The organism is Marivita sp. (assembly GCF_048006345.1).
Taxonomy (GTDB): domain Bacteria; phylum Pseudomonadota; class Alphaproteobacteria; order Rhodobacterales; family Rhodobacteraceae; genus Marivita.
This window is the reverse complement of sequence record NZ_CP180351.1, coordinates 3,843,794-3,864,105: the sequence shown is the minus strand read 5'-3', so window position 1 is coordinate 3,864,105 and position 20,312 is coordinate 3,843,794. Positions and strand designations below refer to the sequence as shown.

Here is a 20,312-nt window from a genome sequence, read left to right as displayed (position 1 = left end):
TTATGGATTTCCTCTGCGGTTATGGAACGATTGTGCAGGGCACCGGAGCGACCTGAACCAGAGAGCCGGCAACCGAGCCGAACACCCGGCTGGACAGTCCGCCATCGCCATCACGGCCGATGACCATCTGAGTGGCGCCTTCCTTCTTGGCGACTTCGCACAACGTTTTGGCGACGTGGCCGTATTTGATCTGGGTTTCCACAGGGACACCTGCGGCTGCGATCGTGGCTTTCAGAGGCGCCATCAGCGCCTTCTCCGCGCGATCCAGCTCTTCTTTTCGGCGCGCATGGCGCTCTTCAATCTCTTCTGGTGTCAGGAAGGAGTAAGGCGACCATTCCAGAACATGAACGATCAGGATGCTGCCCCCTTGGGCCTGGGCCCGTGATACGGCGAAATCGAGAGCACGTTTTGCAACATCGCTCCCGTCGTATCCCACGACGAATTTCTCAGACATAATGTCCCCCTTTGGAGTGTTCCCGGTCTAACTGCCGGTGCCGACACTCTACCATTAATTGAAAAGTCCATTTGCCTCTATTTCTGCTCAAGGACACCCAAACGCCGCAAAGATCTTTCTTTGAGAGGACATTTTGTGCAAAAATGTCCCGCAACGAAGTGATTTTGAACAAGACACAACCTCAAATAGATTTTGTGCCAAGGCATCGTTCAGAGATCGGTGTGCAATGCTGTCGCAGGAGCGGGGAAACCTGCATCTGCGCCCTATCTATCGAGGTAACAGAATAAATCTCCTTAAAGGATGGCCTTTCATGGACACTCTCATCCTCTCGCGCATTCAGTTTGGTGCGAACATCTCGTTTCACATCCTTTTCCCGACGATCACGATCGCATTGGGCTGGGTTCTGCTGTTCTTCAAACTGCGTTTTGCCGGAACAGGTGACCAGAAATGGGTTGAAGCCTATCGCTTCTGGGTCAAGGTCTTTGCCCTCAGCTTTGCAATGGGCGTGGTGTCCGGCATAACCATGTCGTTCCAGTTCGGCACCAACTGGCCGGGCTTCATGGAAAGCGTCGGCAATATCGCAGGCCCACTGCTGGCCTATGAGGTCATGACCGCCTTCTTCCTTGAGGCGGTATTCCTCGGGATCATGCTGTTCGGAATGTCGAAGGTGCCAAGCTGGCTACACACGCTGTCGACCTTTCTCGTGGCGTTCGGCACGACAATGTCAGCGTTCTGGATTCTCGTCCTGAACAGTTGGATGCACACACCCGCCGGGTTCGAGATGCGCGATGGCGTGGCCTTTGCGACCGACTGGTGGGCCATCATCTTCAACCCGTCCATGCCATACCGCTTGGTCCATATGCTGCTGGCCTCTGGCCTGACCGTGGCCTTCCTTCTGGCTGGCCTGAGCGCATTCCGTTGGTTGATCGGAGATCGGTCCAATGGTGTCCGTGCGACGCTCAAGACCGGCATGACCATCGGTGCGGTGCTGATCCCGTTGCAAATTCTTGCAGGTGACTTCCACGGCCTGAACACGCTAGAGCATCAGCCCCAGAAAGTGGCCGCGATGGAAGGCAACTGGGAAACCGGGCCGAACGTGCCGCTCGTTCTGTTTGCCATCCCGAACGAGGAAACCCGTTCCAACGATTTCGAGATCGGCATCCCCAATGGCGCATCACTGATCCTCAAACACTCGATTAATGGCGTTGTCCCGGGCCTGAATGACTTCGTGGCCGAAGACGGCACCGTTCAGCACCCGCCCGTGGCACCCGTGTTCTTCAGCTTCCGCATTATGGTTGCGACGGGTATGGCGATGCTGCTGCTCAGTTGGGCGAGCGTCTTCTTCATGGCCCGCAAGAAGCGCGGTGTCGAAGGTCTTCCCAAGCCGCTGCTTTGGGCGATGGTGCCGATGGCCTTTTCCGGCTGGGTGGCAACGCTTGCCGGCTGGTACACAACCGAGATCGGTCGTCAGCCATGGCTGGTGCAGGGCGTGCTTACTACGGAAGCCGCTGTGGCAGATGTACCGGCTCCGCTCGTCGCCTCGACCCTGATCGTCTACCTCGCGATCTACGCAGCGCTGCTTGCGGCCTATATCGGGGTGCTCTTCTACCTTGCCCGCAAGGCCGCCAAGGGCGAACCGCTCGGCCCCCGCATACCAGCGTCGGGCGAAGCCCAAGTCACTGTTGCGGCGGAGTAAGCCATGTACCTGTTCGGAGATCCCGCAACCTGGTTGCCTCTCGCCTTCGCAGCCCTCCTGGGCCTGTCCATCCTGATCTACGTTGTTCTGGACGGGTTCGACCTTGGCGTTGGGGTTCTTTTTCCCTTCGCCGACAAGGATGAAAAGGATCGCATGATCGCATCCATCGGCCCGTTCTGGGATGCGAATGAAACATGGCTGGTTCTGGCCATCGGCATCCTGCTGGTGGCGTTTCCATCCGCCCATGGCACCATCCTGACCGCGCTGTATCTTCCCGTCGCGGTGATGCTGGTCGGCCTGATCCTGCGCGGCGTCTCGTTTGAATTCCGTGTCAAAGCCCCGTCGCATCACAAGAAGGCCTGGGATTGGGCGTTCTATATCGGGTCGATGATGACCTCGCTCAGCCAAGGTTACATGCTGGGCATGTATATCATGGGGCTGGAGGTGACCGCCTTTACGCTGGCCTTCTCGGCGGTGACGGCCGTGTTTCTCACGGTCGCCTACAGCTTCATCGGCGCGACCTGGCTGATCCTTAAGACCGAAGGCGCTTTGCAACTCAAAGCCGTGCAATGGTCCAAAGGCGGGATTTGGGGGGTTGTGCTTGGCATGGGCGCGGTTTCGCTGGCCTCACCTTTTGTCAGCCCGCGCATCTTCGACAAATGGTTCTCCATGCCGGAGTTCTTTTTGCTCCTGCCGCTGCCGCTGATGTCGGGTGCGTTGATCGTGCTTCTGTGGCTGGCGCTGCGCCGCCTGCCGACCAGCGATGACAGCTTTGCTTGGTTCCCCTTCGCCGCAACCATCGTGCTGTTCGTACTGGGCTTTTTCGGGATGGCCTATTCGTTCTACCCATTCATCGTGCCCGACCAGTTGACCATCTACGAGGCAGCCAGTGCCCCCGAAAGCCTGTTCATCATCCTGATTGGCACGCTCTTCGTGCTACCGATGATCATGGGATACACCGCGTTGGCCTATACGGTGTTCCGGGGCAAGGCGACCACGCTCAGCTACGACTAGGGATGCGTTCGCGGCCTGCCTTGGTCAATCGGAACACCTCATCCCCCTCGAACACCGCAACGGTGAGCGGGCGCCCATAACCGGCGCCCGTGTCCAGGTTGATCCGGTTCGCATAGCGCTCCGGCGCATCCACGGGGGTATGGCCGTGCACAACGATGGACCCGTGGTTGCGCTTGTCGCTGTGAAACTCCTGCCGGATCCAAAGCAGGTCGTTTTCGACCTGCTGATCCAGCGGAACACCGGGGCGAATGCCCGCGTGGGCGAAGAACAACCCGTCTTCACGATGCGACGTTTTCAACGCCCGCAGGAACGCTTTGTGCGTGTCCGGCACCTCTGCGTGCAAGAGATCGGCCAGATCGGCCTTGCGGATGCGGTCCGGCAGGTAGACGCCATAGGACGCGATGGTTTCCGTACCGCCAATGGCCGGGTGAAACCAGTGATATCCCACAAGAAGATGCGGATCAAAGCGAGGACCATCAGGGGCGAGATACCACTCAAAGAACCGGTCATGGTTGCCCTTGAGGCACACCCAATCCAGCCCTGTGGACTGCCCCTGAACAAGTATGTCGATCACGCCTTTGCTGTCAGGCCCGCGATCCACATAATCGCCGAGAAAGACCACGCGTGCGTTGGTGCCACCGTCAGCGTCGATCATCGCCAACGCGTCTTCGAGCATGCCAAGCTGGCCGTGAATATCACCGATCGCGTACAAGGTGCGTGTCATGTCCGGTGTGTGGCATGAGGTTGGGAGCGGCGCAATCAGAACCGCCCCCGAAAAGCTTGGATACCGGCGTCAGGCAACATCAAACTGTAGCGGTTTGACTTGCTTGAAAAGCCCGGTCGCCTTGAGCTTGTCCACCACCTTGGTCGGCACCGGTTCATCAACATACAGCAGCGCAATCGCCTCACCTTTGGCGGCAGACCGCCCCAGCGTGAAGTTCGCGATGTTGACGTTGTTTTCGCCCATTGTTGTGCCCAGCGTCCCGATGATGCCCGGCACGTCTTCGTTGGTGGTATAGACCATGTGTGCCCCGATCTCGGCGTCGATATTGATGCCCTTGATCTGGATGAAACGCGGTTTGCCGTCACTGAACACAGTGCCCGCGATCGAGCGTTCGCGCTCTGACGTGACGACGGTCACCTTGACGTAGCCGTCAAACGCACCGGATTTCGCCTGATTGGTCGTGCTGATCTTGATGCCTCGCTCCTTGGCGATGAGCGGTGCGCTGACCATGTTCACGTCCGGGTTCACGCGCTTCATGATCCCGGCAATCGCAGAACAGTTCAGCGCCTCGAGATTCATCTCGGCGACCGACCCGTCATAGAGGATGTTGATCGCCTTGATCGGCTCGTCGGTCATCTGGCCGATAAAGCTGCCCAGATGATCGGCCAGCTTGATCCACGGACCCATGATCTTGGCTTCCTCGGCTGTCACCGACGGCATGTTGAGCGCGTTTTCGACGGCACCGGTCAGCAGGTAATTGGCCATCTGCTCGGCCACCTGAAGTGCCACGTTTTCCTGCGCTTCGGTCGTTGCCGCGCCAAGGTGCGGGGTGCAGACGACGTTGGGCAGGTTGAAGAGCGGGTTCTCTGTCGCCGGTTCTTCGCTGAACACGTCAAACGCCGCGCCTGCGACGTGCCCGGATTTCAGCAGATCGGCCAGCGCTTCCTCGTCTACCAGACCGCCACGGGCACAGTTGATGATCCGCACGCCCTTCTTGGTCTTCTCAAGGTTCTCGCGGCTCAGAATGTTGCGGGTCTGATCCGTCAGCGGAACGTGCAGCGTGATGAAATCGGCACGCTTGAGCAGGTCGTCCAGTTCGACCTTTTCCACCTGCATCTGCTTGGCCTTGTCTTCACCTAGGAAGGGATCATAGGCGATGACCTTCATCTTCAGACCACGCGCCCGGTCGCAAACGATGCCGCCGATATTGCCTGCACCGATCACACCGAGCGTCTTGCCGGTAAGTTCGACACCCATGAATTTCGACTTTTCCCACTTGCCTGCATGTGTCGAAGCAGACGCTTCCGGGATTTGACGCGCACAGGCGAACATCATGGCAATTGCGTGTTCGGCGGTGGTGATCATGTTGCCAAAGGGCGTGTTCATGACGATCACGCCTTTCTTCGAGGCGGCGTCCTTGTCGATATTGTCGGTGCCGATCCCGGCGCGGCCGATAACTTTGAGGTTGGTCGCGTTTTCAAGGATCGTCGGCGTGACCTTGGTGGCCGAACGGATCGCAAGTCCGTCATATTGTCCGATGATCTCGGCCAGCTTTTCCTTGTCTTTGCCAAGTTTGGGCTGGAAGTCGACATCGATGCCGCGGTCCTTGAAGATCTGGACGGCTGCATCGGAAAGTTCGTCAGAGATGAGTACACGGGGAGCCATGTCAGTGGTCCTTTGAAAATATGGGAAGAGTGGCGGGCAAACGCCCGCCCTACGCATTTTGGGGAAGCCGGGCTTCAGCCCGGCATATGTCAGGCCGCTTGGGCGAGCGCTTCGATCTCGGCGTGGAACGCCCAATCGAGCCACGGCAGCATCGCGTCGATGTCCGCCGTTTCGACCGTGCCACCACACCAGATCCGCAGACCAGCAGGCGCGTCACGATAAGCCCCGATGTCCAGCGCGACGCCTTCGGCCTCGAGCCGCTTGGCGACCGCCTTGGCGAATGCCGCGCCATCGGTGATCCGGTTATCGGTGAACTTCAGGCAAACAGACGTGTTCGACCGCGTTGCCGGGTCTTCGGCAAGGTTGGCGATCCAGTCGTTGGCCTCGCAGAAATCCCAGACAGCCTTGGCGTTGGCATCCGCCCGCGCCATCAGCCCATTTAGGCCACCAACCGACCGCGCCCAATCGAGCGCCAGCAGGTAATCCTCCACCGCCAACATGGAGGGCGTGTTGATGGTCTCACCAACAAAGATGCCTTCGATCAGCTTACCGCCTTTGGTCATGCGGAAAATCTTGGGCATCGGCCATGCCGGTGTGTAGGATTCGAGCCGTTCGACCGCACGCGGGGACAGGATCAGCATCCCGTGCGCCGCTTCGCCGCCCAGCACCTTCTGCCAGGAGAAGGTCGTGACATCGAGCTTGTCCCACGGCAGGTCCTGCGCAAAGGCCGCTGATGTGGCGTCGCAAATTGTCAGGCCTTCGCGGTCCGCCGGAATCGCGTCGCCGTTGGGCATCCGCACGCCGGAGGTGGTGCCGTTCCATGTGAACACGACATCCGTGTCGTAATCGACTGTCGCCATATCGACGATCTGTCCGTAGTCTGCAGTCTTCACCTCGGCGTCGATCTTGAGCTGTTTCACAACGTCGGTGACCCAGCCAGCGCCAAAGGATTCCCAAGCGACCATGGTGGCCTTGCGGGCGCCGAGAAGCGACCACATCGCCATTTCAACCGCGCCGGTATCGGACGCGGGAACAATGCCGATCTTGTAGTCGGCGGGCACGCCAAGAAGTGCGCGTGTCTCTTCGATCGCGGCTTTCAGCTTGGCCTTGCCGACACCAGCGCGGTGCGAGCGACCCAGCGGCGCGTCGGCGAGATTTTCGAGTTTGTAAACGGGGGGTTTGGCACAGGGGCCAGAGGAGAAACGCGGGTTAGCCGGCCGCGTTGCCGGTTGTGCAATAGCCATTATGCTATCCTTCCAGATAAGCGCCCCTCGTTGGGGAGGGGTGTCCCGCTGCTGCGTTTATGCGGGCGTCGTGAGCCAAGCAAGTCGGAAAATGCGACCAATGCGGCGCATTTGTCATTTCCTTTGCGGCACCTGTTGCGGATCGGAAACTTTGGTCAGTTCCCCATAGGTCGCGACGGCTGGTGGCGCAGACCGGGCGAATTTGGAAAGAGAAGTAGAGGTCTGTGCCGTACTTCTGACTGGTCTTTTTTCCGGACCGTCGGTACATCGCCGCCTACCCTGCCTGGAGTCTCTTTATGTTCACAGCCACGTTGATTGCCCGTCCGGGAACCCTTGATTCCGCGCTTGCCGAAGCGCTGCGCAACGCATGGGGCGGCGGTGATCTGGTCTGGCTGTCCCCGGACGAAGCGGCGGAATTCGACATGCCCTCGGTGCCCGACACCGCCGAGTCCAGTTGGACGGCGCTTCAGGATCAGGGCGTCGATCTGGCGATCCAGCACAGCGCGAATCGGCGCAAGAAGATGCTGCTGGCCGACATGGACAGCACCATGATCCAGCAGGAATGCATCGACGAACTGGCCGAGGTGGCTGGCGTCGGCGCGCATGTGAAAGCGATCACCGCGCGGGCCATGAATGGGGAATTGGATTTCGAAGGTGCGTTGATCGAACGGGTCGCACTTCTCAAAGGGCTGCCCGAGTCGGTGATCGACGACGTTCTTGCCACACGCATCACCCTCATGCCCGGTGGCCCTGTCTTGCTGGCAACCATGAAGTCGCACGGGGCGCATGCCGCGCTTGTATCGGGCGGGTTTACTGCGTTCACCTCGCGGGTGGCCGCAACGCTTGGCTTTGACGAAAACCGCGCCAACACACTGCTTGTCGAAAACGGCACGCTGACCGGTGATGTATCGCGTCCGATCCTTGGCCGCGAAGCCAAAGTGACGGCGCTGGAAGAGATCACAGCGCGACTGGGGATCACCGAGGCCGACGTGCTGGCCGTGGGCGACGGGGCCAATGACCTCGGCATGTTGCAACGGGCCGGTGCCGGGGTTGCGCTGCACGCCAAGCCCAGCGTGCAGGCACAAGCCAAGCTGCGCATCAACCACGGCGATCTGACAGCCCTGCTGTTCCTGCAGGGCTACGGCCGCGCCGACTTCGTTACGCCAGAAGCCCCGGCGCTGGCCTGATCTCGCCGGTCACCAGACCGTCCCAGTTGTGAACGGTCGGAGTCAGGAAGGCTTTGACTTCGGGATTGTCGGCGTCGAGCACATCCAGCTTCACGAGGATCGCAGCAATCGCACATTCCGCGGCACGGGTCGCACCATCGGCGGCTTTCACTGCCACACCCAGCCCCCGCGTCGGCAGGATGGCGATGAAGTACCCCTCGGCACCCGTCTTGAGAGCAACCGGCTCTTTGGCAACCCGCATCAGCCGCGTACAGGCCCGGACTTCGCCAGCGACAAGTTCGGGATGGGTGTGCATCGCCTCGACCAGCCGCGCCCCAGCGGTACTCATCGTATCGGAGCGCTGCGCGGCAGTCGCAAACCATGCCATCGCACGGGCCATACCGTGCATCGTGGTCGCAAAATTGGGTGCCGAACAGCCATCGATGCCGAAGCCCGGACTTGTCTGATCCGTGACCGTCTCGAACGCCTCAAGGCAGGCTTTCTGAACCGCATGTTCAGGGTCGACATAGTGCGGACCCGCGCCAAGATGCTTGGTCAGGGTCAGGAAGCCCGCGTGTTTTCCGGAACAGTTGTTATGAACACGGCAGGGCGACTCGTGCGCGCGGATCATTTCGAGCTTGAGATCGGTGTCGCGACTGACCTGCGGCCCACAGCACAGCGCATCGTCGGACAGACCCAGATCGGCCAACCAGCGATTCACTCGCTCCACATGGATCTTCGCCCCCTGATGCGACGCGCAGGCCAAGGCCAACTGTTCGGTCGTCAGTCCCCGCGCATCAGCCGCGCCGGATGTCAGCAGAGGTAGCGCCTGGATCATCTTCGACGAACTGCGCGGCAGCACGACAGCGTCAGGATCCCCCCAGGCAGAAACGATCTGCCCCGATCCGTCACAAATCACCGCGTGACCGCTATGGTGGCTTTCGAGAAACGGGCCGCGCCAGACCTCGGCCAAAGCAGCAGGCTGTGCCATGGGTTGCTCCTCTAGGGTTGGGCAAAAAACTGCCAATTGGGCTTTAAAGATCCCCATAAATCAGGCTATTCTGACGCCGTCGAGGGCAAAGTTGCAGTGACATAAGGGGGGTTAACCCCATACTGTGGCAAACAAACGAGTTGAGGCTAAGGACAGTCTGGAGGCTGGACGCATGAATTCATGGATTGGCGGGGCAGTGATCGGTGCGGTGGCGCTGGTGACGGCAGGTATGGGCGCGGCGCAGGAAACAAGCACGAACCGCGTGAATGCCATTACCGACTGGAGCGTGTTCGAAGGACAGGATCCGCGCGAATGCTGGGCGGTGACGACTTACAAGGAAAGCGTGAACACCAAGGACGGACGCGTCGTGGCCGTGACGCGCGGCGAAATCCTGTTGATGGTGTTCTACCGTCCGGGTGCCGAAGTGCAGGGCCAGGTGGCCTTTACCGGCGGCTATCCGTTTGCGCCGGGGTCGACGGTCAATGTCAACATCAGCGGCACCGAGTTCGAGTTTTTCACCGAAGGCGAATGGGCATGGCCCGCCACACCACAGGACGATTCCAAGATCGTCACCGCGATGAAACGCGGGGCTGATGCGGTGATTACGGCGCGTTCGGCACGGGGCACCACGACCAAGGACACGTTTTCGCTTTTGGGGTTCACCGCTGCGGTCGAAGACGCGGAAAAGCGCTGTTCCGGCGGGTAAGCCATCGGCGAGGCAGGGCGATCTGTCTTGGCCCCTTCATATCGATGTCGGTATTTTGGCAGGTCGGGCCGGTGTGTCCGACCTTTTTCTTTCACCGCTGAAATTTGGTCCTTGCAACAAAACTACATTTCTAGTTTTATAGTTTCATGAATCAGATCCAACTTCACGCGCGCGCATTGTCGGCCTTGGGCCATGAAGCCCGGCTTCAGATTTTCCGCGTTCTGGTCAAGGCCGGGCATTCCGGTCTGACAGTCAGCCAGATCGCCGAACACCTTGGCCTGCCTGCCTCGACCCAAGCACATCACCTCAAGATGCTGGTCGACGCCGGATTGGTCGCACAGACGCGACAGGGACGCGAAGTGATCAACACGGTCGATTTCGACAGGATGAACAACGTGATTGGCTTCCTGTCGGACGAATGCTGCACGGGGTTTGGCGCAAAGGCCGACACCGACGCCGCGTAATCAAGGACATACAGAATGGCCGACCTCTCATCGAACGCCCCGCCGAACCAGACCTGGATCGCGATCAAGAAGCAGAAGGTGTGGATCACCTCGGGTATCCTCTTGATGCTGGTCGCCCTGATATCGCCCTCTCAGGCCCAGGAAAGCCTTGGGTTTGTGGTTCAGGCACTTGTGAAAACCGGCCCCTACCTTCTGTTGTCCATCGGCATAGCCGCATGGGCAGTTGCGACCGGGGCCGACAACCTGATCGCCCGCGCCTTTACCGGATCGCCCGCGCTGATGATCTTTCTGGCCGCGCTGGCGGGTGGTCTGTCGCCCTTCTGTTCCTGCGGCGTCATTCCATTGATCGCCGCACTTTTGACGATGGGCGTGCCCTTGTCGGCGGTGATGGCCTTCTGGCTGGCGTCACCGGTGATGGACCCGTCGATGTTCCTGCTGACCTCTGGGGTGCTTGGGTTTGAATTTGCGGTGGCCAAGACTCTGGCGGCGATTGGCCTTGGCGTCGCGGGTGGCTTCATCGTGTACTTTTTAGCTGGCAGCCATGTCCTGCATGACGCCCTGCGCGAAGGTGTGGGCAATGGCGGCTGCGGATCGGCCAAGATCCGCAACCCCAAGCCTGTCGTCTGGCGCTTTTGGGATCACGCTGACCGGGTTGAGAAGTTCGGCAAGGAGGCGCTGAAAACCACGCTGTTCCTCGCGCAATGGCTGACACTGGCATTCCTGCTGGAAAGCCTGATGCTGGCCTATATCCCGGCGGAAACCATCACCTCTGTTCTTGGCGGCACCGGCATTGGCCCCATCGCCATCGCAACGGTTGTGGGTGTGCCCGCCTATCTGAACGGCTATGCAGCCCTGCCGCTGATCAGCGGACTGATGGAGCAGGGCATGGCACAGGGCGCAGGCCTTGCATTCCTTGTGGCCGGGGGCGTGACATCGCTGCCCGCAGCCATTGCGGTCTGGGCCTTGGTCAAACCCCGGGTGTTCACGCTTTATATCGCCATCTCGCTGGGCGGCGCATTCCTGATCGGGTTGGCCTATCAGGGCTGGACGATGATCTAGGCTCAGGGAAGCGTCTTCGAAGACGCTTCCCAAGGCTCTTACAAGAGCCTTTCCCCCGCATTCCCCTTTGGCAAAGCCCAAAGAATCCTATATGTGGCCCATCTCTTTTCGAGAAAGGCTGACCCCATGACCGGCTCTGCACCGATCACGCAAGACGTTCTGACCATCCCCCGCAAACTGCCGGAAGGGGGCAAGACGAATATTGTCGGCCTGACCCGCGACAAGCTGCGCGACGCCTTGATCGCCATGGGCACGCCGGAAAAGCAGGCCAAGATGCGGACGGGTCAGATCTGGCAATGGGTCTACCAGTGGGGCGTGCGCGATTTCCACGCCATGACCAACCTCGCCAAAGCCTATCGCGCTGATCTTGATGCGCATTTCGAAATCGCCCTGCCCGAGATCGTGTCGAAACAGTTCTCGGCGGATGGCACCCGCAAATACCTCGTCCGCATCGCAGGTGGTCACGAGGTCGAGGTGGTCTACATCCCCGAAACCGACCGAGGCACGCTCTGCATCTCGTCCCAAGTGGGCTGCACGCTCACCTGTTCCTTCTGCCACACAGGCACGCAGAAACTGGTTCGCAACCTGACCGCCGGGGAAATCATCGGGCAGGTCATGCTCGCGCGCGACGATCTGGGCGAATGGCCCGAACCCGGTGTCGGCACCGGTGAAAACGGCCCGCGCCTGTTGTCCAACATCGTGCTGATGGGCATGGGGGAACCGCTCTACAATTTCGACAACGTGCGCGACGCGATGAAGATCGCGATGGACGGCGAGGGCATCGCCCTGTCGCGCCGCCGTATCACGCTGTCCACGTCTGGCGTTGTGCCGGAGATTGCCAAGACGGCCGAGGAAATCGGTTGCCTTCTCGCTGTCAGTTTTCACGCCACCACGGACGAAGTGCGCGATATGCTGGTGCCGATCAACAAGCGCTGGAACATCGAAACGCTGCTGGACGCGCTGCGGGAGTACCCGAAGAAATCGAACTCCGAACGGATCACGTTTGAATACGTGATGCTCAAGGACGTGAACGACAGCGACGCTGACGCCCGCCGTCTGGTCAAACTGATCTCGGGCATCCCGGCCAAGATCAACCTGATCCCGTTCAACGAATGGCCCGGTGCGCCCTACCAGCGGTCTGACTGGTCGCGCATCGAATCCTTTGCCGACATCATCTACAAGGCCGGCTACGCGTCCCCGATCCGCACCCCGCGCGGCGAAGACATCATGGCAGCCTGCGGTCAGTTGAAGTCGGCCACCGAACGCGAGCGCAAGTCCAAGGCGCAGATCGCGGCGGAAAGCGGGATTTCCTAACCCAAGAGGCAGTAATCTGTGTTGGGCACGTCCGGCGGTAGCCGGGCAATTGGTCATTTGATCAACAAAACAGCCGGTTTTCGTGATTTTTGAACCAAGACCCCATCATTCGCCTTGATTGCCCAAGGCTCGTTCCTCTATGAAGGAATAATCCTGATTGTTTTAATTAGGTATTAGCTCACCGCGTCCAAACCCGATCCAACAAGGTTCGCCCATGCACCACACTCACATTCTTCTGCCGGACGATGACCTGCGTTCCGCCGAAATCCGCGTGATTGCGCTTCTTCGTGCATGGAACACCAATTTGGACGCGCAAACTGAGATGTGGGATGATCTGAAAACCTCGATGGGAGAGGCCCGCGCGAAATCCTGTCTGCAAGCCTTCGAACAGATGCTTCAGTTGCTGGAGAAACACGGCTGGCGTCCCCTGACGATCATGCCCATGGAGACCAAGGGTATGTCGCCCGACGAAGCCGCCTTGGCGCGTTTCGTGATGGCGTCAACGGAACAAAGGCGCGACGCTGCGTTGGCCGAGGCTGGGTTTCTCGTAGCCCCCAATGCTCTTCTTCCGCTGCTCTGCGCGGCGTCGCGGTTTGGCCTGCCGCTCTTGTGCGAAGAATGCCGGGCGCGGATTTTTGCACCGGCTGCAAAAAGCCCGTTGAACTAGGCGTCCAGCTCCTGCCGCATGATTTCTTGACCTGCCCCCTTGACCTTCCAGCGACTGGAAGCCCTATCTGATCCTTGAACCACAAGGATTCCCACATGACCACGCTTCGTTTCGCCGTCGACAACATGAGCTGCGCAGGCTGTGCAGGCCGCGCCGAACGCGCATTGGCAGCCTCCCCCGGCGTGTCTGAGGCGTCCGTCAACATCGCCAACCACATGGCGCAGGTTACAGGAACCGCTTCGCCCGAAACATTGCGCGCCGCTCTAAAGAGGGCGGGCTACCCTGCACGCGAAGCCACCCACCGCCTGTCCATCGAAGGCATGACCTGCGCCTCCTGCACGGGCCGCGTTGAACGCGCGCTCGAGGCGATGCCCGGTGTCTTGTCCGCAAATGTGAACCTCGCCACGCAGACCGCAAGTGTCCGTGTGCTGGATGGCGCAGTAAACATCGACGCGCTGGCCCAAACGGTGACGGACGCAGGCTATCCGGCCAAAGCGGTCGACAACGACACCCAGTCGGAACCACCTTCCGAAATCGAACCGCTGCGCCGCGACACGATGATCGCCGCAGCACTCACGCTGCCTGTTTTTCTGACAGAAATGGGTGGCCACCTCTACCCGCCGCTGCATCACGCGATCATGGGCAGCATCGGGATGCAGAGCTTTTGGGTGCTGCAATTCCTTCTGATCACACTGGTTCTTGCATGGCCGGGGCGTCGGTTCTTCCGTATCGGATTGCCGCTCCTGGCCAAGGGCAGCCCGGACATGAACAGCCTCGTGGCCCTTGGGACGCTCGCGGCGTGGAGCTATTCAACCATTGCCACGTTTGCCCCGGCGCTCCTGCCCGATGGCACCCGTGCCGTGTATTTCGAAGCCGCCGGCGTGATTGTCACACTGATCCTTGCTGGCCGCTGGATGGAAGCCCGCGCGAAAGGGCGCACCGGCGCTGCCATTCGGCACCTGATCGGGTTGCGTCCTGACACTGTTCTGCTGTCACGGGATGGGGTCTTTACCGAAGTTCCCCTGTCCGAGATTTCCGTCGGCGATGAGATCAAGGTGCTGCCCGGCGGACGCATCGCGGTCGATGGCGTCGTGATCGAGGGCGATTCCTATGTCGATGAATTGATGATCACAGGCGAACCGGTACCCGTCGCAAAAACAACAGATGACAGCGTGACCGGGGGCACGATCAACGGACGCAAGGCGCTCATCTACCGCGCGACGGCGGTCGGTGCGAACACGGTGCTGGCGCGCATCATCGACATGGTCCAGACCGCTCAGGGCGCGAAACTGCCGATACAGGCGCTGGCCGACAAGGTGGTGCGCATCTTCGTCCCCGTCGTACTTGGCATCGCGGCGATCACCGTGGCCATCTGGCTGGCCTTCGGGCCGCAGCCGTCGCTGGGATACGCACTGGTGGCCGGAGTTGCCGTGCTCATCATTGCCTGCCCCTGCGCCATGGGGCTCGCGACCCCAACCTCCATCATGGTGGGCACAGGACGTGCTGCCGAACTGGGCGTGCTCTTCCGCAAGGGAGATGCGCTGCAACGGCTCGACAGCGCCAAGGTTGTGGCCTTCGACAAGACCGGCACCCTGACCGAAGGGCGCCCGACTCTCGCCGATCAGTACACTGCCCCCGGTTGCGATGCGGCAGAGATGCTCCGGCTGGCCGCCGCGGTGGAACAGGGATCGGACCACCCCATTGCGCGCGCCATCCTGTCGGCTGCGCCCACCGATCTTCCCGATGTCACGGACAGCGAGACGATCCCCGGATCGGGTCTCATCGCATCGGTGAGTGGGCAGACTGTGCTCGTGGGGTCAGAGCAGCACCTGTTGGATCACGGCGTGAAGACCGCTCCTCTCAAGGACAGCATCGCGCGGTTCGCCGAGAAAGGCCAAAGCCTTGTCTGCCTTGCCCGTGACGGAAAAGCCCTCGCCGTCTTCGCTGTGGCCGACCAGATCAAACCCAGCGCAAGACCCGCCATAGACGCACTGCACGCGGCAGGTCTCAAGGTCGCGATGATCTCGGGCGACAACGCTGCGGCAGCCAATGCCATCGCGCACCAGCTGGGCATTGACCACGTCACAGCGGGCGTCCGCCCCGATGGCAAGGTCGATGCGATCAAGACCCTGCGCGACCAGTTCGGCACGGTGGCCTTTGTCGGCGACGGGATCAACGACGCCCCCGCCCTTGCCGAAGCCGACATCGGTCTGGCCATCGGCACCGGCACCGATGTGGCGATCGAAGCGGCCGACATTGTTCTGTCCTCCGGTCGGGTGTCCGGCGTCGTGAACGCGGTCGACGTGTCAAAGCACACGATGAGCAACATTCGGCAGAACCTCTTTTGGGCCTTTGCCTACAACACCGCGCTGATTCCGGTCGCAGCCGGTGTGCTTTACCCAGCCTTTGGCATCCTGCTCTCGCCGATGCTGGGCGCGGGCGCGATGGCGCTGAGTTCCGTGTTTGTCCTGACCAACGCCCTGCGCCTGCGCAAGATCGCGCCCGTGCAGGAAGACCTGCCCACACCGCGCTACACGGAGGCACCGGCGTGAATATCGGAGACGTGGCTCAGAAAGCCGGCCTGCCGCCCAAGACCATTCGCTATTACGAAGACATCGGCCTCATCACGCCTCTGCGGGATACCAACGGCTACCGTGTGTTCCGCGAGAGTGACCTGCACAAGCTGGCTTTTCTGGGTCGCGCCCGCGCCCTAGGCTTCACCATAGAAGACTGCCGCACATTGCTGGCCCTTTACGAAGACGACACCCGCGCCAGTGCGGATGTGAAGGACCTCGCCCAAGCGCATCTGGCCAAGATCGAAGACAAGATCGCGCATCTGGAATCGATGCGCCGCACATTGTCCGACCTTGTGAAAAGCTGTGCCGGGGACAATCGCCCCGATTGCCCGATCCTCAGCGATCTGGCGACGGGACAGCATTGATCTGCCTGCTTCTTCTCTTTCCAAATACGTCATGCAAGGTCGACACGGTCCGAAACATCTGGACACCGCGCGCCGCTGCCGCTGGCGGCATTCCGTGAACGGAAAGCTGCGATGCGTCGACGCATCGCCTGCCCGGACCTAGCCGATCTCGATGGAGGTCACCTGTCGATACGGGGCATCCGGGGAGCACAGGATCGACCCGAACGCAGGATCATTCACCGCGTTCGGAAAATCCTGCGCTTCAAGGCAAAGCCCGGCAAACCGACCATGAGCCGCGCCGGGGCCTTTGGGCAGGGCAGGGGCAAGCGTGTTCGACGTGTAGACCTGCAATCCGGGTCGGTCGGTCCACAGGCGCAGTCCAAGACCATTCGGCGCCACCACTCTGGCTGCCGGACCCGCACCCTTGGTCAGAATTAGATTCCCGTCCCAACCCTCACCGTCACCAAGGCGGACAGGTGTTCGGAAATCGAAATCCGTGCCCTGCACCGGATCTATCCGGCCGACAGGCACAAGATCCGGGCCATTGGGCGTATACCGATCCGCGGCGACCGTCAGGGTATGATCGGCCACTGTCCCCTGCCCCATCAGGTTGAAGTAGAGATGCTGCGCAAGGTTGATCGGCGTCACCCGGTCGGGCAGCGCGTCCATCTCCCAGGTCAGACGCCCACCCTCCAACCGCATGACAACGCGGAAGTCCACTTTTCCGGGATAGCCCTGATCGCCGTTGTCCGAAACCAAGCGCAGTTCCACGGCACGATCGCCCTCAGGCGACATCTGCCAGTTGCGTTTGCCGATTCCGCCCGGTCCACCATGTAGGTGATGCGGCGGGTTATTGACCGGCAGGGCATATGCCACACCGTCCATCACGAACCGCGCCTGCGCGATCCGGTTCGCCACGCGGCCGCAGATCACTCCCATCCAGGCCGGGTTCTGACGGTAATGCTCCGGCTCTGCGTAACCAAGCACAACGGGAATGTCCCTGACACGCCAGTCCATTACGGCGCAGCCCAGAGACAAGACCTTTATCTCGGTATCGGCGTCCCGCAGCACATGTGTCGTAATCTGGTCCATTGGGCCCTCCTGCAGCGCACCTGACCGAAGCGACCGAGCAGCGTCAACCCGTACCTGCAGTGACTCACTTCGTGCGGGACAGGCTCAGCACCGTCCAGACCCGGCGATCCAGGATCACGCGACCCAGCGCAATCAGGGCCAATCCCGAAAGCAGCCATTTTGAGACGGTCTCCATGGTGCCGTCGATTTGCACCGCATGCACGACTGTGCCGATCACGATCACGCAGGCCAAGGCGCTGTGCAACACACGCCACAGTCGCAACCGCGCCGCGAACCGTCTACGCAACAGGCCAAGCAGGGCCGCCGCAAACACCGCCCACATGGCGATCACGCCCCATGTCGAAAACGGTGTCGGTGAAACGAACAGCAGCGCGTCGACCACATCGGGAGGGCTGGTGATCCAAAGTCCTGCAACATGTACAACGACAGCGAGAACCAGAAAGGCCCCGATGAAGCGATGCAGGCTGCGCCCCCGCATTCCCCTCAAACCGGGCAGATGACCCCCGACCAGCAAAGGTTGCAAAAGCAGCAAGGTCATCCCGGCCACCCCGGCAAACCCCGCCACGATGTAGATCGGATCGCGCCATTGCAGCAGATCACTGGTCAGCGCCCAGACACAGGGCACCAGGATCGCTGCGCCAAGCAGAACCCAGATCAGGGTCGCGCGCAGTTCCGGCATGTCGACCGATCCGTGGATCAGATCGGCTGCAGGACGAAATGGGCGCTCAGGCTGGTATCTCGCGGGCTGGCCATCAGAGGACGCAGAAACACGGTCTCGAAACCGTCCCCGTCAAAGGCAAGATGGCCATGCGCCTGACCAAACGCCGGGACGATCTGCGGCATTTCGAGACGGAACTCCCCCTTGGCATTTGTCAGGGTCGCGCCATGGCTGTGCCAATCGCGCTCATGCCCCTCGGTCGTATGTGCCCAGATCTGGATGCGTTGACCCGGCAACGGGGCCCCATCCCCGGCGCGGCGCACAGTTCCGGTCATCCAGAACCCGCCGCCTCCAATCCTGTCTACGATGGGCGCACCGGGGCGGTAATTGTTCGACCCACCACGCATTGTGGGTGTTGGTGCCAATCCCGCAGCGCGGGCGGGAACCATCAACCCGCTGGCGGTTGTAACAAGGGCCGCTGCGCCAGTCGTTACAAGCGTACGGCGGGTGAGCTTGGAGATCGTCATGTCTAGCCTCCTCTGCGGTCTGAAGGCGTAATGCGTATCGCATGCACGCCTGTCGTCGTTTTGTCTATGATACCGAAACTAGGCCCCACGATGGTCTCAAAAAAGCGAACCCACGGCTTCGTGAACCTCAAGTTCGGATTTTGCAGGGACCATAGCGCAGGATCACGCGCAAAATTCCGCCGGTCAGATCACCCAATCAACCCCGTGATCTCGCTTCAACATATTCAAAATACGCTATTATAAAGTGTCTTTCCATGCATGAAACAACCTTAAGGCTTGGCGAGCGGTCATGAATGGGATGGTCTGCAGATATTGTTCACAACCAATCATGGAGAAAGCACGTGGCCAAATCTGCAACCCTAGACCTGATGAAATTCTTCAGCGTCTGCCTCACAACCCTCGAAGAAAAAGGCATCACCGTCGAAGCCTCATCTGACTTCGAAGCCTGCGAAGACAGGATGCGCGCCATCGGAAAAAATTCGATAACTCCGATGATCTCGTACGAACACAACGATCTGTCCAAAGACAATGCCGGCTGGCTGATCCTTCAGAAGGATGGTCACGACATCGGCGGCGTCGCGGCGCGGCACGACATGTTCGTGACAGAAACGCTGTCCAGCTTTTGGACCCGCAGTTATGCAAGACTTTACAAGGGCAAAGGCCATTTGCACGTGGTCTCTGACGGACCGCGCCCATGCGATGAAATCTCGGGCAGCGTGATCTACATGGGCGAGTTCTTTATCGCCGAAAGGATGCGGGGATCCCGTCATCTCCTGTCGCTCTACACGCATCTGCTCTTTACATATTGCCAACTGCGCTGGCATCCGGACTGGCTCTATGCCTTTGTCCGCGCCGATGACGCGAGATTGGGATATGCGACAGAGTATGGCTTTACCCGCCAATATCCCGGTGCCCATGTTTGGGGTGCGCTTCCAAAAGGTCGTGCCGTTGGCGAATACCTTGTTGCGCTGCAATCAAGTGAGCTGGCCGACATGGCACGATTCTTCAATCATCACCCGTCCTGTCTTCTGGGTGTCGATTTGCTCAAGAGAGTGGAATAGTTCAGGACGAAAAGGGTGCCCGAGGCATCCCTGACGGGGAGCATGAGGCGAACGAAGCTGACCTCTACGGTTTCGTTCGTCTCGGGGAATGGCACGATCCGTTTGAGCGGCGTGATCATCCCGACACCGGAATGCGCAACTGACCTGATCTGACCGTTCAGCTCGGCCAGATCAGATGTGCTGAGCGTTTCCAGAAAGTTCTCAAGACGCGAGTTTTCAGCTGACCCAAGCGTCGTCGCGGACAGGCCCAGCGCACCGACATGGTGAATGCGGGGGATCGACGTTAACGCTTCTGCCGCGCTGACCAGATCGAAATGCGGCGCGATCTGATCGCTCTTGGACAGGTCACCGTCGGTTTCCTTCCACCAGGAAATGATCGAATCCAGCGTTGGACGGTCTCCCATCCGATCCAAAGACCGTTCAGTCGCCTTGAACACTGCCGACAGAAGCCGCGCCGCCTGGCGGTCCACTTCCTGCACCGGAAGAGCTTCGAAATGCTGTTGAAGGTGCTCGTTTCGGTCTCTCAGCAGAACATCGACCGGAACGCCCAAGGCATCTGCCAAACGAACGGGGGCCACCATACTTGGGAGGGCCCGACCACGCATGATGTCGGCAATGGCGTGTTCCTCATCGAAACCGGCCCGAACGGAAAGCTCGGCTTCAGTCAGGTTCTGCGATTTCATGATGCTTTTCAGATTGGCCCGGAAGTTATCCAGAACCTCCAGTTCGGTTATGTTTGACACCATGTTGCAGTCCGATTGTTACAGCATTCACCCGCACCCATGCTCATGGGTAACGTCGCGATGGTGGTGTGTATAGTAAAAATTCATCCTAAAGCTGATTTAACCTACGACCGAACCGCAGCGTGTTTTAGGTTCAAATCAGTCGCA

The 20,312-nt window shown here is 60.1% G+C and carries 20 protein-coding genes; 11 read left to right on the top strand and 9 right to left on the bottom strand.

The annotated features are described in order from the left end of the window. Positions 1–19 precede the first annotated feature (19 nt). Positions 20–454: a universal stress protein gene (locus tag ACMVPR_RS18740; protein ID WP_300588219.1), complete on the bottom strand. Its 435-nt coding sequence runs from the start codon at positions 452–454 to the stop codon at positions 20–22. Between the two features lie 310 nt (positions 455–764). On the opposite strand from ACMVPR_RS18740, the gene ACMVPR_RS18735 reads away from it, so the two are divergent. After that, the gene (locus ACMVPR_RS18735) at positions 765–2,150 is read left to right on the top strand and encodes a cytochrome ubiquinol oxidase subunit I (protein ID WP_416884109.1); all 1,386 of its coding nucleotides are present in this window, start codon (positions 765–767) and stop codon (positions 2,148–2,150) included. A 3-nt stretch (positions 2,151–2,153) separates the two neighbouring features. Further along, entirely contained in the window at positions 2,154–3,164 is a 1,011-nt protein-coding gene (locus ACMVPR_RS18730; protein ID WP_300588223.1) for a cytochrome d ubiquinol oxidase subunit II, read from the top strand. Here ACMVPR_RS18730 and ACMVPR_RS18725 read toward each other — a convergent pair. From ACMVPR_RS18725 to ACMVPR_RS18715, 3 genes are all read right to left on the bottom strand, one after another. Continuing rightward, positions 3,151–3,888, bottom strand: coding sequence for a metallophosphoesterase family protein (locus tag ACMVPR_RS18725; protein WP_416884108.1), 738 nt, complete (start codon positions 3,886–3,888; stop codon positions 3,151–3,153). The genes ACMVPR_RS18730 and ACMVPR_RS18725 overlap by 14 nt on opposite strands. 69 nt (positions 3,889–3,957) lie before the next feature. Further along, positions 3,958–5,553, bottom strand: a complete 1,596-nt coding sequence (gene serA, locus ACMVPR_RS18720; RefSeq protein WP_416884107.1) for a phosphoglycerate dehydrogenase — start codon at positions 5,551–5,553, stop codon at positions 3,958–3,960. Between the two features lie 89 nt (positions 5,554–5,642). Then, the gene (locus tag ACMVPR_RS18715) at positions 5,643–6,797 is read right to left on the bottom strand and encodes a phosphoserine transaminase (RefSeq protein WP_416884106.1); all 1,155 of its coding nucleotides are present in this window, start codon (positions 6,795–6,797) and stop codon (positions 5,643–5,645) included. Positions 6,798–7,093: 296 nt separating this feature from the next. On the opposite strand from ACMVPR_RS18715, the gene serB reads away from it, so the two are divergent. After that, positions 7,094–7,984, top strand: coding sequence for a phosphoserine phosphatase SerB (gene serB, locus ACMVPR_RS18710; protein WP_416884105.1), 891 nt, complete (start codon positions 7,094–7,096; stop codon positions 7,982–7,984). On the opposite strand, the gene ACMVPR_RS18705 is transcribed toward serB, so the two are convergent. Further along, positions 7,956–8,954, bottom strand: coding sequence for an asparaginase (locus ACMVPR_RS18705; RefSeq protein ID WP_416884104.1), 999 nt, complete (start codon positions 8,952–8,954; stop codon positions 7,956–7,958). The two genes, serB and ACMVPR_RS18705, sit on opposite strands and share 29 nt — an antisense overlap. 172 nt (positions 8,955–9,126) lie before the next feature. Here ACMVPR_RS18705 and ACMVPR_RS18700 point away from each other — a divergent pair, with 172 nt between their 5' ends. From ACMVPR_RS18700 to cueR, 7 genes are all read left to right on the top strand, one after another. Continuing rightward, on the top strand, positions 9,127–9,660 hold the full coding sequence (locus ACMVPR_RS18700) for an invasion associated locus B family protein (protein ID WP_416884103.1): 534 nt from the start codon (positions 9,127–9,129) through the stop codon (positions 9,658–9,660). A 146-nt stretch (positions 9,661–9,806) separates the two neighbouring features. Next, the gene (locus ACMVPR_RS18695) at positions 9,807–10,124 is read left to right on the top strand and encodes an ArsR/SmtB family transcription factor (RefSeq protein ID WP_416884102.1); all 318 of its coding nucleotides are present in this window, start codon (positions 9,807–9,809) and stop codon (positions 10,122–10,124) included. A 15-nt stretch (positions 10,125–10,139) separates the two neighbouring features. Further along, entirely contained in the window at positions 10,140–11,183 is a 1,044-nt protein-coding gene (locus ACMVPR_RS18690; protein ID WP_416884101.1) for a permease, read from the top strand. Between the two features lie 126 nt (positions 11,184–11,309). Further along, positions 11,310–12,497 carry a 23S rRNA (adenine(2503)-C(2))-methyltransferase RlmN gene (rlmN, locus tag ACMVPR_RS18685; RefSeq protein WP_416884100.1) on the top strand — a complete coding sequence of 396 codons (1,188 nt, stop codon included), beginning with the start codon at positions 11,310–11,312 and terminating at the stop codon, positions 12,495–12,497. Positions 12,498–12,711: 214 nt separating this feature from the next. After that, on the top strand, positions 12,712–13,164 hold the full coding sequence (locus ACMVPR_RS18680; protein WP_416884099.1) for a hypothetical protein: 453 nt from the start codon (positions 12,712–12,714) through the stop codon (positions 13,162–13,164). 95 nt (positions 13,165–13,259) lie between these two features. Then, positions 13,260–15,716 carry a heavy metal translocating P-type ATPase gene (locus tag ACMVPR_RS18675; RefSeq protein WP_416884098.1) on the top strand — a complete coding sequence of 819 codons (2,457 nt, stop codon included), beginning with the start codon at positions 13,260–13,262 and terminating at the stop codon, positions 15,714–15,716. Next, on the top strand, positions 15,713–16,105 hold the full coding sequence (cueR, locus tag ACMVPR_RS18670) for a Cu(I)-responsive transcriptional regulator (protein ID WP_416884097.1): 393 nt from the start codon (positions 15,713–15,715) through the stop codon (positions 16,103–16,105). The genes ACMVPR_RS18675 and cueR overlap by 4 nt, the downstream gene beginning before the upstream one ends. Positions 16,106–16,243: 138 nt before the next feature. Here the strand turns inward: cueR and ACMVPR_RS18665 are convergent, their stop codons facing one another. The 3 genes from ACMVPR_RS18665 to ACMVPR_RS18655 form a co-directional block, all read right to left on the bottom strand. Continuing rightward, entirely contained in the window at positions 16,244–17,176 is a 933-nt protein-coding gene (locus tag ACMVPR_RS18665) for an aldose epimerase family protein (protein WP_416884096.1), read from the bottom strand. A gap of 64 nt (positions 17,177–17,240) precedes the next feature. Continuing rightward, the gene (locus tag ACMVPR_RS18660) at positions 17,241–17,855 is read right to left on the bottom strand and encodes a ferric reductase-like transmembrane domain-containing protein (protein WP_416884095.1); all 615 of its coding nucleotides are present in this window, start codon (positions 17,853–17,855) and stop codon (positions 17,241–17,243) included. 17 nt (positions 17,856–17,872) lie between these two features. Next, the gene (locus ACMVPR_RS18655) at positions 17,873–18,361 is read right to left on the bottom strand and encodes a twin-arginine translocation pathway signal (RefSeq protein WP_416884094.1); all 489 of its coding nucleotides are present in this window, start codon (positions 18,359–18,361) and stop codon (positions 17,873–17,875) included. Positions 18,362–18,702: 341 nt separating this feature from the next. Here ACMVPR_RS18655 and ACMVPR_RS18650 point away from each other — a divergent pair, with 341 nt between their 5' ends. Continuing rightward, positions 18,703–19,422, top strand: a complete 720-nt coding sequence (locus ACMVPR_RS18650; protein ID WP_416884093.1) for a hypothetical protein — start codon at positions 18,703–18,705, stop codon at positions 19,420–19,422. Here the strand turns inward: ACMVPR_RS18650 and ACMVPR_RS18645 are convergent. After that, entirely contained in the window at positions 19,374–20,168 is a 795-nt protein-coding gene (locus ACMVPR_RS18645) for a helix-turn-helix domain-containing protein (protein WP_416884092.1), read from the bottom strand. The two genes, ACMVPR_RS18650 and ACMVPR_RS18645, sit on opposite strands and share 49 nt — an antisense overlap. Positions 20,169–20,312: the final 144 nt, after the last annotated feature.

Bases quoted from the DNA above. Each gene is read 5' to 3' on its own strand.
- ACMVPR_RS18740 (WP_300588219.1), bottom strand. From the start codon at position 454: ATGTCTGAGAAATTCGTCGTGGGATACGACGGGAGCGATGTTGCAAAA.
- ACMVPR_RS18735 (WP_416884109.1), top strand. From the start codon at position 765: ATGGACACTCTCATCCTCTCGCGCATTCAGTTTGGTGCGAACATCTCG.
- ACMVPR_RS18730 (WP_300588223.1), top strand. From the start codon at position 2,154: ATGTACCTGTTCGGAGATCCCGCAACCTGGTTGCCTCTCGCCTTCGCA.
- ACMVPR_RS18725 (WP_416884108.1), bottom strand. From the start codon at position 3,888: ATGACACGCACCTTGTACGCGATCGGTGATATTCACGGCCAGCTTGGC.
- serA (WP_416884107.1), bottom strand. From the start codon at position 5,553: ATGGCTCCCCGTGTACTCATCTCTGACGAACTTTCCGATGCAGCCGTC.
- ACMVPR_RS18715 (WP_416884106.1), bottom strand. From the start codon at position 6,797: ATGGCTATTGCACAACCGGCAACGCGGCCGGCTAACCCGCGTTTCTCC.
- serB (WP_416884105.1), top strand. From the start codon at position 7,094: ATGTTCACAGCCACGTTGATTGCCCGTCCGGGAACCCTTGATTCCGCG.
- ACMVPR_RS18705 (WP_416884104.1), bottom strand. From the start codon at position 8,954: ATGGCACAGCCTGCTGCTTTGGCCGAGGTCTGGCGCGGCCCGTTTCTC.
- ACMVPR_RS18700 (WP_416884103.1), top strand. From the start codon at position 9,127: ATGAATTCATGGATTGGCGGGGCAGTGATCGGTGCGGTGGCGCTGGTG.
- ACMVPR_RS18695 (WP_416884102.1), top strand. From the start codon at position 9,807: ATGAATCAGATCCAACTTCACGCGCGCGCATTGTCGGCCTTGGGCCAT.
- ACMVPR_RS18690 (WP_416884101.1), top strand. From the start codon at position 10,140: ATGGCCGACCTCTCATCGAACGCCCCGCCGAACCAGACCTGGATCGCG.
- rlmN (WP_416884100.1), top strand. From the start codon at position 11,310: ATGACCGGCTCTGCACCGATCACGCAAGACGTTCTGACCATCCCCCGC.
- ACMVPR_RS18680 (WP_416884099.1), top strand. From the start codon at position 12,712: ATGCACCACACTCACATTCTTCTGCCGGACGATGACCTGCGTTCCGCC.
- ACMVPR_RS18675 (WP_416884098.1), top strand. From the start codon at position 13,260: ATGACCACGCTTCGTTTCGCCGTCGACAACATGAGCTGCGCAGGCTGT.
- ACMVPR_RS18665 (WP_416884096.1), bottom strand. From the start codon at position 17,176: ATGGACCAGATTACGACACATGTGCTGCGGGACGCCGATACCGAGATA.
- ACMVPR_RS18660 (WP_416884095.1), bottom strand. From the start codon at position 17,855: ATGCCGGAACTGCGCGCGACCCTGATCTGGGTTCTGCTTGGCGCAGCG.
- ACMVPR_RS18655 (WP_416884094.1), bottom strand. From the start codon at position 18,361: ATGACGATCTCCAAGCTCACCCGCCGTACGCTTGTAACGACTGGCGCA.
- ACMVPR_RS18645 (WP_416884092.1), bottom strand. From the start codon at position 20,168: ATGGTGTCAAACATAACCGAACTGGAGGTTCTGGATAACTTCCGGGCC.